The sequence below is a fragment of the Winogradskyella wandonensis genome (assembly GCF_004346845.1).
GTDB classification, from domain to species: Bacteria; Bacteroidota; Bacteroidia; order Flavobacteriales; family Flavobacteriaceae; genus Winogradskyella; species Winogradskyella wandonensis.
Genome location: NZ_SMGI01000001.1, coordinates 974,014 through 991,227 on the forward strand (window position 1 = coordinate 974,014; position 17,214 = coordinate 991,227).

Here is a 17,214-nt window from a genome sequence, read left to right on the forward strand (position 1 = left end):
TTAGCTAATTTGCTAAAATGAATACCATAGCCTTACGCATACATGATTTTCTAAAAGATTTTCCGCCTTTTAATTTACTTACCAAAAGTCAACTCCTAGCAATTTCTAATGCTGTTGATGTCCATTATATCGAAAACGATTCAATTGTATTTGATATTAATCAAGGCATAGAACAGCATTTTTACGTTGTTAAGGATGGTGCTATCGGACTTTTTGACCAAAACAATAAGTTAATTGATCATTGTGACGACGGAGATATATTTGGGCTTAGGGCCTTAATCCGAAAAGGAACGTACACCCTAAAAGCCAAAGCCATTGAAGAATCTATTTTATACAGTATTTCTTCCGAATTACTAAATACGTACATCACTACAAATGCCGAGGCTAGTCAATTTTTAATGCAATCATTTGTTGCTAATACAAAAGTGATTAATAATTCAGAGGATTCGGCAATTCTAACTAGTAATGCTTTATACTCAGATTTACAGTCCGCAGATTATTCAAAACATCCTATTACATGTTCTATAACAACAACAGTTAAAGAAGCATCTTTAATTATGACCGATAATCACGTAGGCTCTATAGTTGTTGTAGAACAAGAAAGACCAATTGGTATTATAACAGATAAGGATTTACGGACAAAAATTGCGACTGGAAAGTATAACATTAACGATTTAGTGTCTTCAATTATGTCATCTCCGGTAATTACCTATCCAAAAACCATTACCGTGGCAGCAGCACAAATTGCCATGCTACGTCATAAAATTACCCACTTGTGTATTACAGAAGATGGAACGGCAAATACTAAACTTATAGGTATTTTATCCGAACACGATATTATAGTTTTAAGAGAACACAATGCCTCTGCACTAATAAAAGAAGTGAGAAGGAGTAAGTCATCAGAACAATTAAAGGTCATTAGAAATCGTGCTCAAGATTTAATAAGAAGATATTTAGACCAAAATATTCCTATTGATTTTGTTGCAAGAATTATTTCTTCAATAAATGATGCTATAACTCAACGAATAATAGATATAGCAATTTTAAAGATGCCTACCAAACCACCATCTAAATTTGCCTGGTTATCAATAGGCAGTCAAGGTCGACAAGAGCAGTTGTTGCTTACAGACCAAGATAATGCTCTTGTTTTTGAGGACGTAGATGATACAGCTCTTGAGGCTACCAAATTTTATTTTCTTGAGCTAGCCAAGCGAATTAATACCAATTTAGAAACCGTAGGTTTTGAATTATGTCCCGCAGAAATGATGGCCAATAATCCAAAATGGTGTTTATCTTTAACAGAATGGGGCAATCAGTTTCATAAATGGATTACAACACCAGATCAAAACAATTTAATGCTTTGCACCATATTTTTTGATTATGACTATGTATATGGAGACAAAACATTAGTAAAACAGTTATCAGAACGTATTTTTCAGAGTATAGATTCTAATGATATCTTTCTGACTTATCTTGGTAGAAATGCCCTTCAAAATCCTCCACCACTAAGTTTTTTTAGACAATTTTTAGTAGAAGCCGATGGCGCACACAAAGATTTTTTTGACATAAAGGCTAGAGCAATGATGCCATTGGTGGATGCTGCTAGATTACTGATACTTTCGTATAATATTAAGTCCGTAAATAATACGATAGAACGTTACGAAAAACTAGCGGAATTGGAACCACAAAATAAAGATACTTATCTATTTTGTGTTGATGCCTTTAAAGACTTACTACATTTTAGAACAAAACAAGGTTTAGAAAATAAAGATTCTGGGCGTTTTATAGATTTAGAATCTTTAGACAAAAGAAATCGACTTCGCCTAAAACGCAGTTTTAAAGCCGTTAAAAACATTCAAGACCTAATTACAACACGCTTTAAACTCTCTCAATTACTCTAGTATGAAATGGTTTAAGCGTAAATCTTATCCTCAATTCTGGCAAGCATACGCCTCTTGTTTTAAACATAAACAAGAGCAAGACTTAAATCATATTCGTTTTGTAGTTTTTGATACCGAAACTACTGGGCTTAGTTCCAAAACCGACCGTATTTTATCCATTGGTTGTATTGCAATTAACGACTTAAAAATTAATGTTGCAGACCAACTTGAAATTTATGTAAAACAAGACCACTTTAATACTAATACTGTTAAAATTCATGGTCTCTTAAAAGAAGGGAAAAACGCAAAATACGAAGAATCCCAAGCGATAATTGCATTTTTAGATTATGTAAAGGATGCCGTTTTAATTGCACATCATGCCGCTTTCGATGTTGCTATGATAAATGCAGCATTAAAAAGATTAGACTTACCAAGACTTAAAAATAAAGTATTAGATACTGGACATTTATTTCAAAAAGCAAAATTAGATACTTCTAAGGCACATTTTAGCTTAGACGAATTATCGCAACGTTTTAATATTCCGCTGCACGACAGACACACAGCATCAGGAGATGCTTACATTACGTCGATTTTATTTTTAAAATTAATCTCTAAACTTAGCGCAAAAGACAAAGTGAAACTAAAAGATTTATTACAACCAATTAATCGCATTGGTTTGCTGTAAACCTACTTTTCTTAACGATTTTTGAATATGCTATCTCTTCAAATTTTGAAATTATAATGTCTGCCTTGGAGTAGTCTTGATGAGTTGAATGAGGACTTTTAAAGCCTACACAAAAAATACCTGCGTCATGTGCGGCTTTAATACCGTTTGTAGAATCTTCTATGACCATACATTCCGACCTAGAGTAGCCAGTATGCGCAGCAGCTTTTATAAAAATTTCAGGATGTGGTTTAGATTGCTTTAAATCATTTCCACTAAATTTTCCAATAAAATATTGATTTAAATTAAACCTATCGAAAATACGGTTAATGTTAGGCATTGAAGCAGAAGATGCTACCACCAGCTTTAAACCGTTATTATGATAATCTTTTATAACATCTAAAACGCCATCGATAAGCATTAAATCTTCATCATTTTCGAATAAATACTTAAAGTGCTGACGCTTCAATTTTACTAAATAATCAGAACCGAATGGAAGATTAAAGTGATTAACCAAACGTTTACAAATGTTAACGGTTGACTGTCCGGTAAAAGAGGTATATAAAGCCTCATCAACATTAATATTTACATCAGAAAACATTTTAAAATAGGCCTTTCTATGTAATGGTTCTGTATCTACAATGACACCGTCCATGTCAAAAAGTACGGCTTTTAGCATAAGTTTAAATTTTGAAGCGAAATTAGGAAAGAAGAATCTATTTTTGTGAGAAATTATAACAAAAAACCTCAAACACCAATATGCGTAATTTACTGGCGTCTGAGGTTTTAAGTTCGCGGCTATTCCACGATAGTTGCAATTCTACATGACGTTATCTTTAATTTCTTGAACTACTTCTGGATTTAACAAGGTACTAATGTCACCTAAATTTTCTGTGTCGTTAGAAGCAATTTTTCTTAAAATTCGACGCATAATTTTTCCGCTTCTAGTTTTTGGTAAACCACTAGTAAACTGAATCTTATCGAGCTTAGCGATAGGTCCTATTCTATCTGTAATAAGTTGGTTTATCTCGTTACGTACATTATCATGGTCACGACCTTCTCCTGTATCTTTCAAGGTTACATAGCCATAAAGTGCGTTGCCTTTTACATCGTGCGGAAAGCCTACAATCGCCGATTCTGCTACTGCTTGGTGCTCGTTAATAGCATCCTCTATTGGCGCAGTGCCTAAATTATGACCAGAAACTATTATTACGTCATCAACTCTTCCTGTAATACGGTAATAACCCACTTCATCTCTTAACGCACCATCTCCAGTAAAATACATATTCTCAAACGCCGAAAAATAAGTTTCTTTATAGCGTTGGTGATTCCCCCAAATGGTTCGTGCCATAGATGGCCAAGGAAATTTAATACACAAACGACCATCAACTTGATTTCCTTTAATTTCTTTACCATTCTCATCCATTAATGCCGGCTGAATACCTATAAATGGCAATGTGGCATAGGTTGGTTTGGTTGGTGTAGAAAACGGTATTGGCGTTATCATGATTCCGCCTGTTTCGGTTTGCCACCACGTATCTACGATTGGGCTTTTCTTTTTGCCTACATTTTCGTTGTACCAATGCCAAGCTTCCTCGTTAATTGGCTCTCCTACCGAACCTAGAACTTTTAGTGACGATAAATCGTATTTCTCTACCAATTCGGTGCCATGTTTTGCCAATGCTCTAATGGCCGTTGGCGCTGTGTAAAATTGAGTGATTTTATGTTTATCTACAATATCCCAAAAACGGCCAAAGTCTGGGTAACTCGGTACACCTTCGAACATTACTGTTGTTGCACCATTAGCCAATGGCCCATAAACAATATAACTATGACCTGTAATCCACCCAATATCTGCGGTACACCAATACACATCATTTTCGCGATACTGAAACACATTTTTAAATGTATATGCCGTATAAACCATATAACCAGCAGTAGTGTGTAACATACCTTTAGGCATGCCAGTAGAACCTGATGTATACAAGATAAAAAGCGGGTCTTCAGCGTCCATGACTTCGATGGCGCAATCACTGTAGGCATCATCTAAAAGAGGTTGTAACCACTCGTCACGAGCGGCTTTCATATTAATTTCTGAATTAATACGTTTTGCTACTAATACAGATTCTACTCCTGGACAGTCCTCTAAAGCTTCGTCTACAATACCTTTTAAATCTATTGTTTTAGACCCACGATACGACCCATCAGAAGTTACTACCATTTTTGCATCACAATCATTAATTCTAGTGGATAAAGCTGTTGCGGAAAACCCTGCAAAAACTACCGAATGTACGGCTCCTATCCTTGCGCAAGCCAAGACAGAAATAGCTAATTCTGGAATCATAGGCAAATAAATACAAATACGGTCGCCCTTTTTTATGCCTTTGGATTTAAGAACATTTGCAAATTTACATACACGCTCGTGTAATTGGCGGTAGGTAATATGCTCTGCCGGCTCTTCGGGATTATTGGGTTCGAATAAAATAGCGGTCTTTTCACCTCTAGTATGCAGATGTCTGTCAATACAGTTTTCGGTAATATTTAGTTGTGCACCTTCAAACCATTTAATTTCTGGTTTTTTAAAATCCCAGCTTAATACATTATCCCATTTTTTTCGCCAAAGAAAATGCTCTTCTGCAATTTCTTCCCAAAAAACTTCGGGATTGCGTACAGATTTGCGATAGACTTGAAAATACTCTTCGAAGTGTTTTATATGGTAATTACTCATGATGTTTTACTTTTAATTAATTTAACTTTTAGATTTGGTTTTAAAAAGTCCAAACCAATTAGGATTTAAAAATTTTAGTTTTATCATAGCCCATAAGAGCACCACAAAACACAAGCCCATAACGACAGATTCTATGGCTCCTGTTGCTGTTTGACTCTCTAATTTAAAACGTAAAAATAGGGTGACTAGAACATAGATAGTGATGAATATATCTGATGCTAAAGCATTGAATTGAAGTCGTTTCATTTTAATTTAACTTTAATTATACATTGTTTGTTTGCACACAAAACCATTGTAGATTAAAGTTTGAAATACTAAGCGATGAGCTCATTAATTTCTGAAACTATTTGTTTTATCGAAAACGGCTTGGTTAAATATTTATCTGCTCCAAGTTTTAAGCCTTTTTCAACATCCGAAGCTTTATTTTTTGCTGTAAGAAACACCACTTTTGTGTTTGCTAACGCTTTATTTTCTTTTATAGCTTTTAGAGTTTGATAACCATCTACTTTAGGCATCATTACATCTAGCATAATAACATCTGGAATGATGCTTTCTAAAATTTCTAAAGCCTCACTACCATCTCGTGCTATATATACCTCGAAATTGTTCTTTTTAAAGGTATATTCTAGCGTCATTACGATATTAGGCTCGTCATCGACAATTACAATCTTCTTCTTCATTTAAAAGCTTTTACAATTTACTTAAATGGTAAATAAAAACCAAAGGTTACCCCGTTTTTCTTGTTATTTTTAGCCCAAATAGAGCCTTTATGCTTGTCTATTATTTGTTTAGATATTGCCAGACCTAATCCGCTGCCATGCGGCTTTATAATATTTTGGTTCTTGGACTGAAAAAATTTGTCGAAAATAAATGGCATATCTGCATTAGGAATACCGGTTCCATTATCGTTTACAGTAACCTCTAATAATCCTTTTTCGTATTTATAATCGACAATAATAATGCCATCACCATCTTTGCAATACTTTATAGCATTAGATATTAAATTGGTTAATACCTGCCAGATTTTGTCCTCATCGTACACAGCAAAGACATCACTTGTGTTAGAACTAATAATTTTAATGTTCTTTTTTGAAGCTATTTGCCTAAGTCCACCAATGGCTTTTTGTATCGTCTCTCTGATATTATTTTTCTTAAAATTAAGACTTGAGCGACCATTAGATAGTTTTTCGAAATCGAGAATATTCTGAATTAATCGTGAGAGTCTATCGCTATCCTGGAGCATATTACTAAGGAATTGAGCTTGAATTTCTTTTGGCATTTCTGCGTCTTCTATGAGTAGCTCGGTAGAGGCTCTTATACCTGTTATTGGCGTTTTAAGTTCGTGAGCCACCGTATCTAAAAATTCGTCTTTTTGCAAATCTTTTTGAATTAGTTCTTCATTAGCTTCACTTAGCTTATCTGTGAGTTTAGTTAATTCTTCAGATTTTTCGCGTAGTAATTTATTACGGGCAATGGTTTCTTTAGACTCTTCAAGAATTTTTAAAACTTCTACAAGGCTTACCTCTTCTTCTTTAACAACACTACTAATTAAAATTTTTGCTGAGGCGCTGCCTATACTACCCGTTAATAACTTCTCCGAAAAATTTATAAGTCGTGCATCCGCCATTTGCACTTCTGGTGATATATTATATTTCTTAAAGAATAGATTTAAAGCACGATTTGTTCTTTCTTCTCCTAAAAATTTATTCAATACATTTTTAATTTCTGCGACGTAGGCTTCACCTTTCCAAACCAATGCGCCATCTTGTAAATCCTTATAATTTTTGCTATCAATAAACATTTCGGCATAATTACGCTCACGATAGTTGCCTTTGTACAATAAAGAGAAAAGCGCATAACATAAACAGTTAACAAGCATACTCCAAAAGAATGCGTGTGCTGGTGGACTAAGAAAATCTATTCCGAATAAGGCATGAGGTTTTAAGGAAGAAATACCGTAAAACCCATATTCTACAAAGTCATCCGAACCTGTGAGTGCTTGAATAGAAAACGGTAGTATTAGTGTGTAAAAAACCACTGAAAAACCAGCTATAATACCAATAATCGTAGCTTTAGAAGATCCGCGATTCCAAAATAATCCAATAAAAAAAGCTGGTGCTAACTGCGCTATTATTACAAAAGCCATAAGACCTATAGAATATAATGATAGCTCATAAGAGAAATTTACATAAAATGCATAAGCTAATATTATAATCGAGAATATGGATATACGCCTAATATTCTTAATATATTTTGCATTTCTGTCTGGGTGATTTTTTAAAAACCTATCTAAAAACCCATAAGGAATAATTAAGTTATTACTCAACATAGTAGACAACGCCAAAGTTGATACTACAACCATTGAAATGACTGCTGAAAAACCGCCTAAAAAAACCAAGGATGCCAAAAACGTATTGTCATTTTGCAAAGGCAACAAGAGTGCGTAATATTCAGCTTGCTCAGGATTTCCTATAGCTAAGTTGCCGCCCCAAGCTATAAAAATCACAAAAATATTAAAGAGCAATAAGTACAAAGGAAACAACCATATTGCGGTTTTAAGATGCTTTTCTCTTACATTTTCTACAACTGAAACTTGAAATTGTCTTGGTAATAAAAAGATAGCCATAAATGAAAGTAAAATTGTATACATCCAATTAAATCCACTCTCAAAACCATTAATAATAGTTAAACGTTCAAAATTTGAAAATTGAGACATTTTTGTGTAGATATCCTCAGTACCATCAAACAAAACATAAGTTACATAAACGCCAATACACAAGAAAAAAATTAGCTTTATTACAGACTCGAAAGCAACGGAAACTAAAATCCCTTTGTGTTTTACAGATGCGTCGCTAGATTGCGTCCCAAAAAATGTTGCAAACACAGCTAATATAAGGGCAATGTAAAGTGTAGAGTCGTCATAAATGGATTTGGAAACATAACTCGTATCATCTGCCAATATCTGAAACGTTTCTGATACCGCTTGAAGTTGCAAAGCTATGTAAGGTATTATTCCCAATAAACAAATAATAGTGACCAAAGCCCCTAAAAACCTATGATTGCCATAGCGCAGAGAAATAAAATCTGCTATAGAACTTATCTTATGTTGTTTTGATATTCTTATAACCTTACGCAATAAAAGTATCCAAAGTGGCGCTGCAATTACAGGTCCTAAATAAATGGGTAGAAAATCTATGCCAGAAGTGGCTGCAATACCAATACTGCCATAGTAGGTCCAGGCCGTACAGTAAACAGCCATTGCAAGGGCATAAATAATTGGACTATTTACCCAGCGGTTCTTTGACTTTTTTTCAGCATAAAAAGCAATTCCAAAAAGTAGCGAGAGATAAATAATTATAATAAAAAACAGCACGTAATTACTCATAATGACGCTTTAAGACAACATAAGAGATAAGTATTGAAATTGCCCAAACACAGAATACAGCAAAATAGAAAATAGGAACTCCAAAAACTGATTTATCACTATTAAAAATAAATATCAGAGGTATATTTAGAATAATAAAAACTGCTATGCTATTAATGATAAGTTTCTGCTCGTGACGTTTTTTCATAATGAACTAAAATACAAAAAACAGTGTTGATATTTCACAACACTGTTTAAAGCTAATTAAAAAATTACCTAGTGAGATTGCGCCTCACCAGCACCAGAAGGGATTCTGATATTTTCAACAATTTCTTGAACATGTTGTGGTGGTGCAGCGGTTGCTCTTGACACTACTAAGGAAATAACTACATTGACTAGCATCGCTATAGTTCCAAATCCTTCAGGTGATGTTCCGAACCACCAGTCTTCTTTTGTACCACCGCCAAAAAAATCGAGCTTAAATTTCATCATGTAAAAAAGCATTAGTGTAATTCCTACAATCATACCAGCAATGGCGCCTTCTTTGTTCATCCGCTTATCAAAAATTCCTAAAATGATTGCTGGAAAAAATGATGCTGCAGCCAAACCAAAGGCTAATGCGACTACCGCGGCGACAAATCCTGGTGGATTAATGCCAAAGTACCCTGCAATAATTACAGCTCCAACAATAGCAATACGTGCCCACATTAATTCGCCTTTGTCCGAAATATTTGGTTTTATCTGCTTTTTAATTAAATCGTGAGATATAGATGTAGAAATTACCAAAAGTAATCCCGCAGCAGTAGATAACGCCGCTGCTAAGCCACCTGCCGCAACTAAAGCAATCACCCAATTTGGAAGTTTAGCTATCTCAGGATTTGCTAAAACCATAATGTCTCTATCCACATATAATTCGTTAGCATTTGCGTTAGCATTAGAGATTAAACGCTCTCCGTAAACACCACGCTCTTCAGTATAGACTGGCTTTTTACCTTCTATTGCGCCTCCAGCAACATACTGTATTTTACCATCACCATTCTTATCGCTCCATGCAATTAAGCCTGTATCTTCCCAATTTTTAAACCAATCTGGTACGTCTGCATACTTAGTTTCACTAACAGTTTCGATAAGGTTTGTTCTTGCAAAAACCGCAATTGCAGGTGCAGTTGTATATAGAATAGCAATAAGTAATAATGCATAACCCGCTGACTTACGAGCATCTTTTACCTTTGGTACTGTGAAAAAACGAACAATAACATGTGGTAAACCTGCTGTACCAACCATAAGCGCTAGTGTTATTGCAAAAACGTCCCAAGTAGATTTTGTTCCGTCCGTATATTCTTTAAAACCTAATTGTGTATGTAATTGGTCTAACTTATCAAGTAGATAAGTACCATCTTCAACTGTGCCGCCCATTCCTAATTGCGGAATTACATTTCCAGTCATTTGAATAGAGATAAAAAATGCTGGAACCATAAAGGCGAAAATTAATACGCAATATTGTGCTACTTGTGTATAGGTAATACCTTTCATTCCGCCGAGAAAAGCGAAAATTAATACCACAGCCATACCTATTATTACTCCAAAAGTAATATCGACTTGAAGGAATTGTGAGAAAACAACACCAACACCTCGCATTTGACCCGCAACATAAGTGAAAGAAACTATTAACGCACATATCACGGCAACAGTTCTAGCTACGTTAGAATAATAGCGATCTCCAATAAAATCTGGTACTGTGAATTTTCCAAACTTTCTTAAATAAGGCGCTAGCAATAAAGCTAAAAGCACATAACCACCAGTCCATCCCATGAGATAAACAGAGCCATCATAACCTGTAAAGGAAATAATACCTGCCATTGAAATAAATGACGCAGCACTCATCCAATCGGCTGCTGTTGCCATACCATTTGCTAAGGGTGATACACCACCACCAGCAACATAAAATTCTTTTGTAGAGCCTGCTCTGGCCCATATTGCAATTCCGAAGTATAGTGCAAATGTTACACCTACTAATATCCATGTCCATACTTGTACACTCATAATATTTTATTTTTAGTAGTGGCAGACTATTCGTCGAAACCGTATTTTTTATCTAGTTTATTCATGATTCTTACGTAAACGAAAATTAAAATAACGAATACATAGATTGAGCCTTGTTGTGCAAACCAAAAGCCAAGCTTAAAGCCACCAAGTCTAATTTCATTTAATGCATCCTTAAAAAGGATACCACAGCCATAGGATACTATAAACCAAATGACTAAAAGGATAGAAAGGTATTTTACATTCTCTTTCCAATATGCTGTTGCACGTTTTTGTTTTTCTGACATAATTTTAGATGTTATAGATATATCATAGCCTGAAGCGTAATTGTGCCAACAGCATCATTGTTAGCATACTTCGTATTTTGATATTCTAAGGTTAGTTTTGAATGATGCCCACTAAAATAGGCGTTTGCTCCAATGCCAAATTGATTGGCATTATCGTCTAAAGCATCAATGCTTCGTGTTGTAAAATGGGCATAAGGCTGAAACTTTGTACTGTTTGAAGAAGGAATAACATAACCTAAATGCGCATGAAGCATTGTACCAGTTTCATACGTCTGACCTAACGTAAAGTTATTTCCATAATCATTAAATTGTGCTAAACCATAAGCAGTAATAGCCGCGCCATTTTCTCCAATAGGTGCATCATAAAATGCATCTACAGCAAAAATAGAAACGTCTTCACCTTCGATATTTGAATTATTATCTAAAGAAACCGAGCCTTTTGGGTGTAAAAAGAAACCAGCACCAACATTAAATACTTTTTTGGTTCCAAGGTATGTACCGACTTTATAAGGCAAGAAGTTCGATTCTTGGTCTAAAAAATTATAATCAAAATAACCAGCATATGTTCTTCCCGCATCTTTAGAACCTAATAAACGGCGACCAGAGTATATAGCAGCTCCATTAACTGGAGAAGCAGAAGCCTGTAAATTGTTTGTTACCGCATCGTTTATAGATACACGGTATTGAAGTTTATCAAACTTTCCTTTTACATATACACCCATATGACGTGCAAATTGATCCGACAAACCGATAGTTGCCCAAGCTTGACGCGTATTATCTAGCATCATAATATTTAAGGTACTTTGATTATTTGCTCTAGATATGCCATTCCAATAGTGCAAACCACCGCCAATAGCATGATTTTTAGAAAGGCTATACTCACCCCAAACATCATGGAAGAATAATTGAGAGCTTTCGCCCTTACCAGTTGGCGATAGGTTATCACCATTAAGACTATTAAGTCCAAAATGCGTTAAAATCATAAACTTTTTGTTAAGCTGTGCGTACATTAAAACACGTGCTCGTCTTATACTAAAGTTTAAATCGCTTTGCTCGTTGCCATTTACGTCTAATGGTCTATCCGAATTGTGTTGTGCCCAGAACTGAGCCCATGATATAATGCGAAAGTACTTCGTACCTTCTTCATTAAGTTTTACCTTCATGCCACCAGTATAATCTGGAGCACCTTGGGAAAAACATAACTGAAATGTGCAGAGAACACCTATCAGTACTATGCTTAATTTTTTCATACAAATTGAAGATTAGTTAGTTAAACAATGATTTTGTGTGCACTACTAAACTCTAAAAAATGAATTATGAAAAAAAAATAAGTATATATATCTGTTAAATTTATATACAAACATTAAAAAGAGTAATTGTAAAGTATAAACTCTTATGTTAAACAAAAAAGAATAAAACAGCTATTACTCTCTAAAACGTTCCCATTTTATAAGCATAAATTTATCTCCAAGCTCTGTTACAAGAGTTCCTGCTCCCTTAAGATTTTCTGAATTTGAAAAGAATGAAGATAACTCTTCAGCATTTAAAATTTTGTAAGTTGGATGGTATTTTGAATTGTGAGGACGTTTAATTTGATACTTCTTAACCCAGTTCATTATACTAACATGAGAAATACCTAAAATACGTTCAATTTCTCGGTAAGTTAGACCTTCTAAATAAAGCTGAAGCGCCTTGTTAACGTAGTAATCGTCTATCTTCTTCCCTATTTTATTTACTGTAAAAAAATAATTGCAAGACTTACATTTGTAACGCTGCCTATTTTTAATGACACCACTTTTAACATAGTCTTCGGAATTACAAGTTGGACAGTGAGAGACTTTCATATATAGCAATTTAGCATAAATATATTAATTTAGCAAAATATACACAAATTGATAGGTTGTGTTTCAAAAAGAACTGAAAAAAGTTAAACAACATAGATTTTAAGGCTTTAGATTTTTAAAATACACTTTAGACGCCGCTATCACTTTTGGAGCTAAAATAATAGTTGCTGTCATTGTTGGAATAGCCATCAACGCAAATACGCCATCGATAAAGTTTATCATAGCTTTAAAATCTGTTGTTGATGCCAAAACGATGCTCGCAATATAGAGGTAATTGTAATAGTGCTTTCGTTTTGCACCAATAAGGAAGGATAAACATTTATTTCCGTAATAGGCATACGAAAACAAGGACGACACACTAAAGATAAATACGCAAATCATTAATAAATACTGCCCGAATCCAGGAATGGCATTTTGAAATGCTTCTGCCGTTAAACTCACACCATTACTCGCTGTAGTTTCCCAAACTCCAGTAACTAAAATTGCCAAAGCCGTTAATGTACATACAATTAAAGTATCTATTGCTGGACCTAACATAGCTACTAAACCTTCACGAACTGGCTCATCTGTTTTTGCAGCACCATGCGCCATGGCTGCTGTACCTAAACCAGCTTCGTTAGAAAACGCACCGCGCTTAATACCATGTAGTATTAATGCACCTAATACGCCACCAAGAAACGGTTTATCCTTTGGGTAATAGTCTGCGCTAAAGGCATCCGTAACAATCATGGCTAGATATTTTGGAACTTCTGTATAATTGACAAGCAGGATAATAAGCACCAAAACAAAATATAAGAGTACCATAGACGGTACAAGTTTAGATGCCCAATTACTTATGCGCTTTAAACCACCAAGAATAACAATACTTGTAAAAATAACCAAAATAGCAGCAATAATAAGATTGGATGTTAACGAAACCTCTACACCATTAGGTATTAAAATAATATCGTTAATGGCTTGCTTTAACTGGTTTACATTTACCACAGGTAAAGCACCCAACATTCCAAAAAAGCTAAACATTAGGGCAAGGAATTTCCAGTTTTTACCTAAACCTTCAACTATAAAGTACATGGGGCCGCCTTGTAGCTCGCCTTCACTGTCTTTGCCTCGATATAGGATGGCTAGAGTTGATGTAAAATATTTAGTACTCATGCCAATTACGGCACTCACCCACATCCAGAAAACGGCTCCTGGGCCACCAACAGCAATCGCTAATGCCACTCCAGAAATATTTCCCATACCAATAGTAGAAGATAAAGCCGTGGATAAAGCTTGGAAGTGTGTTATCTGACCAGGGTCGTTGGGGTCATCGTATTTACCACGCAGCACTTGTATAGCATGACCGAGATAACGAAACGGTAAAAATTGAGAGCGGATAATAAGATATAAACCACCACCAATTAATATAATAAGTAAGGGTAATCCCCAAGCTAGAGAAGAAAACTCAGCAAGAATAGTATTTAGTTTTTCCATGGATGCTAAAAATACAAAACCTACTCAGAGTTAACAATTTTTGCAAAACCGCATAGTCTTACGTATTGACTTTAATGCTTTAAAAGTATAACTTCGCTTATCATACGATATATTTCATTATTAACGAACCATATCTTAAAGTTGGCAACAATTAGAGCATCAACCAATAAAAATGATTTCCATCCGAAATTTAACACAATCTTAATCTTATATTATTAAATTGAGGTATATATATTCTTGGGACTATTAACCAATGAAAGATTTAATAACATTTCTTGCAGTATTTGGCGTCGCCATTTCTCTTATTCTGATATTTCTTTTGTTTAAAGAAAAAAAAAGAGAACTAGATAAAAATATCTTAATTGTAATATTCTCATTTATTTTTTTTACTTGTGTAAGTGTATATTCTGACCTACATGGATTAGAAAAATTATTATATATAAGCGCATTATTCGATGGAATCCTGTTTTGGGTTTTAGGACCACTAATGTTTTTATACGTTAAATCTATTTTTTTTGATAATAAAAACCTTGTTCTTAAAAACATATACCATTTCCTTCCAAGTATTTTCTTACCTCTTTTTGATTTACTTTTTTTTATGTTTGAAGCAGATGCAGAATATTTAAAATTTATTAAAAGCTATCAGTTACTGGTTCTTTTTATAAGAGATATGTATTTTTCGATATATATAATTTTTTCTATCAAATTATTTTTGAAGTTAAAAAAGACTCTTAACAAAAAACTAAACATTTCTTTAGAAGGTTATAACTGGATTTTAAAATTACTTATTGGCATTCTAGTATTTCCATCTATAGATATATTGATGCGTACTCTAGAATTATTTGGTTTTCATTTAGAGCTTTATAGTGGGCAGTTAACGTTTGTCGCAATAATTATTTTCTTAACTTATTTTGGGTATTACAGTATTAATGAAGCTAGGTTCTTAATTCCATCTTTTTTAATTGAGGACGATAAAAAAACTAATTATGTTTTTTCAGAAGATGAAGCTTCAGTAATTGAACAAAAAATTAAAGAAATTCTAGAAAATGAAAAAATGTTTTTAGATGAAAACTTAACCTTAAAGAAATTGTCTGATAACCTTCAAATATCAGAGAAAAAACTTTCTATGTTTTTAAACACTCATTTAAACACAAAATTTGCTGATTACATAAATTTCTATCGCGTAGAAGCAGTAAAGGAAAAGTTAAAATCAGAAGACTATGATAAACTAACTCTATTAGCTATATCTGAAGAATGCGGTTTTAATTCTAAAGCTAGTTTTTACCGAATATTTAAAAAACACACAGGCATTTCACCAGCACAATACAAAAAAAAGCATTAAATAAGTCTCAAAAAATCACCATTACTCTTTTTAAGACCTCTATTCATTTTCTATTTTTTTAATTTGAATTGAAACCTATTCATCAATCAAAATTTTAAATATGAAAAGAATAATTCTGTTACTATTATTAATTCCTTTAATCGGTAATTCACAAAACAAAAATGAAACTACACGCAATGAAAAATTAGATTATTTTATTGCTTTAACAGATAGCTTGCGCACAAATTTAGGAATTCCTGGAGTTGGGTTAGTCATTGTAAACGACAACAAGGTAATCTATAATGAAGGCTTGGGTTACAGTAATATAACCCCTAAAACACCTGTAACAAAAAACACACTATTTACTATAGGCTCAAACACCAAAGCGTTTACTGGTGTATTAATTGCAAAACTTGTTGCCAATGGTAAAATGAAATGGGATGACCCGCTAAAAAAATATGTTCCAGAATTAGACCTTAAAGAAGACTATATTGAAAATAATGTAACTATTGCAGATGCATTATCTCACGCAACAGGATTGGAAAGGAATGATGCTTTATGGAAATACAAAAATATTAGTAGAGATAGTCTGTTAGCCTCACTTAAAAATCTTGATTTTGTTGCCGATTTTCGTTCAAGTTATGTGTATAATAATTTGATGTTTACCGTAGCTGGTATTGCGGCAGAAAGAGCTACTGGTAAGGCGTGGGAATCACTAATCACTTCAGAAATATTATCGCCTTTAGGAATGAATGACACCTACACTTATTTTGATGAGTTTATCACACATAAAAACAAATCTATTGGGTATAAAGCAGACGGTTTAACACCAGAACCACCTGTAATCACAACAGCTATAGCACCAGCAGGTGCAATAAGTTCAACACCAAAGGATATGTCTAAATGGCTTTTAATGTTAGTAAATGATGGTAAACATAATAACACTTCGTTTTTAATGCCAGAATCATATAACTACATCATGTCACCTCACAAGAGGATAAGTATAAGAAACAAAGACGAGTTATGGTATTACTATGCAGGACTAGGAGGATTTTCAAAAAATGGAAATCGCAATATTGGACATTCAGGTGCTATAGATGGGCAAAACTCTAAACTAATTATTAGACCTGACAATGGTTTTGGTATTGTAGTAATGACTAATAAAATTAGTGACTACAAAGATTTAATAGCAGATTATGCTCAAGAATGGTTTATAGAAGGCACTGTAACAAGACAATACGAAAAAGAGTATGGCCTTGAAGCTATAAACCACGCCTATGTAATTAAAACATTATTAGACGCTGGTAAAGAAAATGACGCTAAAGATTACTTTAAAAATATAGACAAAGTAAAACTTGGTTTACATCTCGAAGCAAACATAAATGCTTTAGGATACATCTTTTTAAATGAAGAAAAAATTGAAGAATCCGTTTTTTTATTTGAATTAAACACTCAAAGTTTTCCAAATTCGGCAAATGCTTTTGATAGTCTTGGAGAGGCATTATTAAAAAAAGGAGACAAAACAGAAGCAAAAAAAGCCTATAAAAAATCATTAGAATTAAACCCAAATAATGATAATGCTAGAAAGGTTTTAAAATCATTAGAGTAAA

At 33.8% G+C, this 17,214-nt stretch carries 15 protein-coding genes; 4 read left to right on the forward strand and 11 right to left on the reverse strand.

Features of this window, described 5'->3' with window-relative positions:
• The first annotated feature begins 17 nt into the window (after positions 1-17).
• Positions 18-1,901 carry a DUF294 nucleotidyltransferase-like domain-containing protein gene (locus tag DFQ05_RS04480; RefSeq protein ID WP_132703974.1) on the forward strand — a complete coding sequence of 628 codons (1,884 nt, stop codon included), beginning with the start codon at positions 18-20 and terminating at the stop codon, positions 1,899-1,901.
• Between the two features lies 1 nt (position 1,902).
• Positions 1,903-2,565 carry a 3'-5' exonuclease gene (locus DFQ05_RS04485; RefSeq protein WP_132703976.1) on the forward strand — a complete coding sequence of 221 codons (663 nt, stop codon included), beginning with the start codon at positions 1,903-1,905 and terminating at the stop codon, positions 2,563-2,565.
• On the opposite strand, the gene DFQ05_RS04490 is transcribed toward DFQ05_RS04485, so the two are convergent.
• The 11 genes from DFQ05_RS04490 to DFQ05_RS04540 form a co-directional block, all read right to left on the reverse strand.
• Entirely contained in the window at positions 2,543-3,223 is a 681-nt protein-coding gene (locus tag DFQ05_RS04490) for an HAD family hydrolase (protein ID WP_132703978.1), read from the reverse strand. The two genes, DFQ05_RS04485 and DFQ05_RS04490, sit on opposite strands and share 23 nt — an antisense overlap.
• A gap of 141 nt (positions 3,224-3,364) precedes the next feature.
• On the reverse strand, positions 3,365-5,272 hold the full coding sequence (gene acs / locus DFQ05_RS04495; protein ID WP_132703980.1) for an acetate--CoA ligase: 1,908 nt from the start codon (positions 5,270-5,272) through the stop codon (positions 3,365-3,367).
• A 21-nt stretch (positions 5,273-5,293) separates the two neighbouring features.
• On the reverse strand, positions 5,294-5,518 hold the full coding sequence (locus tag DFQ05_RS04500; protein WP_132703982.1) for a hypothetical protein: 225 nt from the start codon (positions 5,516-5,518) through the stop codon (positions 5,294-5,296).
• A gap of 68 nt (positions 5,519-5,586) precedes the next feature.
• A complete protein-coding gene (locus tag DFQ05_RS04505) occupies positions 5,587-5,952 on the reverse strand; it encodes a response regulator transcription factor (protein WP_132703984.1) in 366 nt (121 codons plus the stop codon).
• A 17-nt stretch (positions 5,953-5,969) separates the two neighbouring features.
• Positions 5,970-8,657, reverse strand: a complete 2,688-nt coding sequence (locus tag DFQ05_RS04510) for a sensor histidine kinase (RefSeq protein WP_132703986.1) — start codon at positions 8,655-8,657, stop codon at positions 5,970-5,972.
• Positions 8,650-8,844, reverse strand: coding sequence for a hypothetical protein (locus DFQ05_RS04515; protein ID WP_132703988.1), 195 nt, complete (start codon positions 8,842-8,844; stop codon positions 8,650-8,652). The genes DFQ05_RS04510 and DFQ05_RS04515 overlap by 8 nt, the downstream gene beginning before the upstream one ends.
• Positions 8,845-8,912: 68 nt before the next feature.
• Positions 8,913-10,679: a sodium:solute symporter family protein gene (locus tag DFQ05_RS04520; RefSeq protein WP_132703990.1), complete on the reverse strand. Its 1,767-nt coding sequence runs from the start codon at positions 10,677-10,679 to the stop codon at positions 8,913-8,915.
• Between the two features lie 26 nt (positions 10,680-10,705).
• A complete protein-coding gene (locus DFQ05_RS04525) occupies positions 10,706-10,966 on the reverse strand; it encodes a DUF4212 domain-containing protein (protein ID WP_132703992.1) in 261 nt (86 codons plus the stop codon).
• Between the two features lie 11 nt (positions 10,967-10,977).
• Positions 10,978-12,216, reverse strand: coding sequence for a hypothetical protein (locus tag DFQ05_RS04530; protein WP_132703994.1), 1,239 nt, complete (start codon positions 12,214-12,216; stop codon positions 10,978-10,980).
• Positions 12,217-12,390: 174 nt separating this feature from the next.
• On the reverse strand, positions 12,391-12,810 hold the full coding sequence (locus tag DFQ05_RS04535) for a transposase-like zinc-binding domain-containing protein (RefSeq protein ID WP_132703996.1): 420 nt from the start codon (positions 12,808-12,810) through the stop codon (positions 12,391-12,393).
• A 99-nt stretch (positions 12,811-12,909) separates the two neighbouring features.
• Positions 12,910-14,283, reverse strand: a complete 1,374-nt coding sequence (locus tag DFQ05_RS04540) for an alanine/glycine:cation symporter family protein (protein WP_132703998.1) — start codon at positions 14,281-14,283, stop codon at positions 12,910-12,912.
• Between the two features lie 253 nt (positions 14,284-14,536).
• Between DFQ05_RS04540 and DFQ05_RS04545 the strand changes: the two genes are divergently transcribed.
• The gene (locus DFQ05_RS04545; protein ID WP_132704000.1) at positions 14,537-15,625 is read left to right on the forward strand and encodes a helix-turn-helix domain-containing protein; all 1,089 of its coding nucleotides are present in this window, start codon (positions 14,537-14,539) and stop codon (positions 15,623-15,625) included.
• 100 nt (positions 15,626-15,725) lie between these two features.
• The gene (locus tag DFQ05_RS04550; protein WP_132704002.1) at positions 15,726-17,213 is read left to right on the forward strand and encodes a serine hydrolase; all 1,488 of its coding nucleotides are present in this window, start codon (positions 15,726-15,728) and stop codon (positions 17,211-17,213) included.
• The last annotated feature ends 1 nt before the right edge of the window (position 17,214 follow it).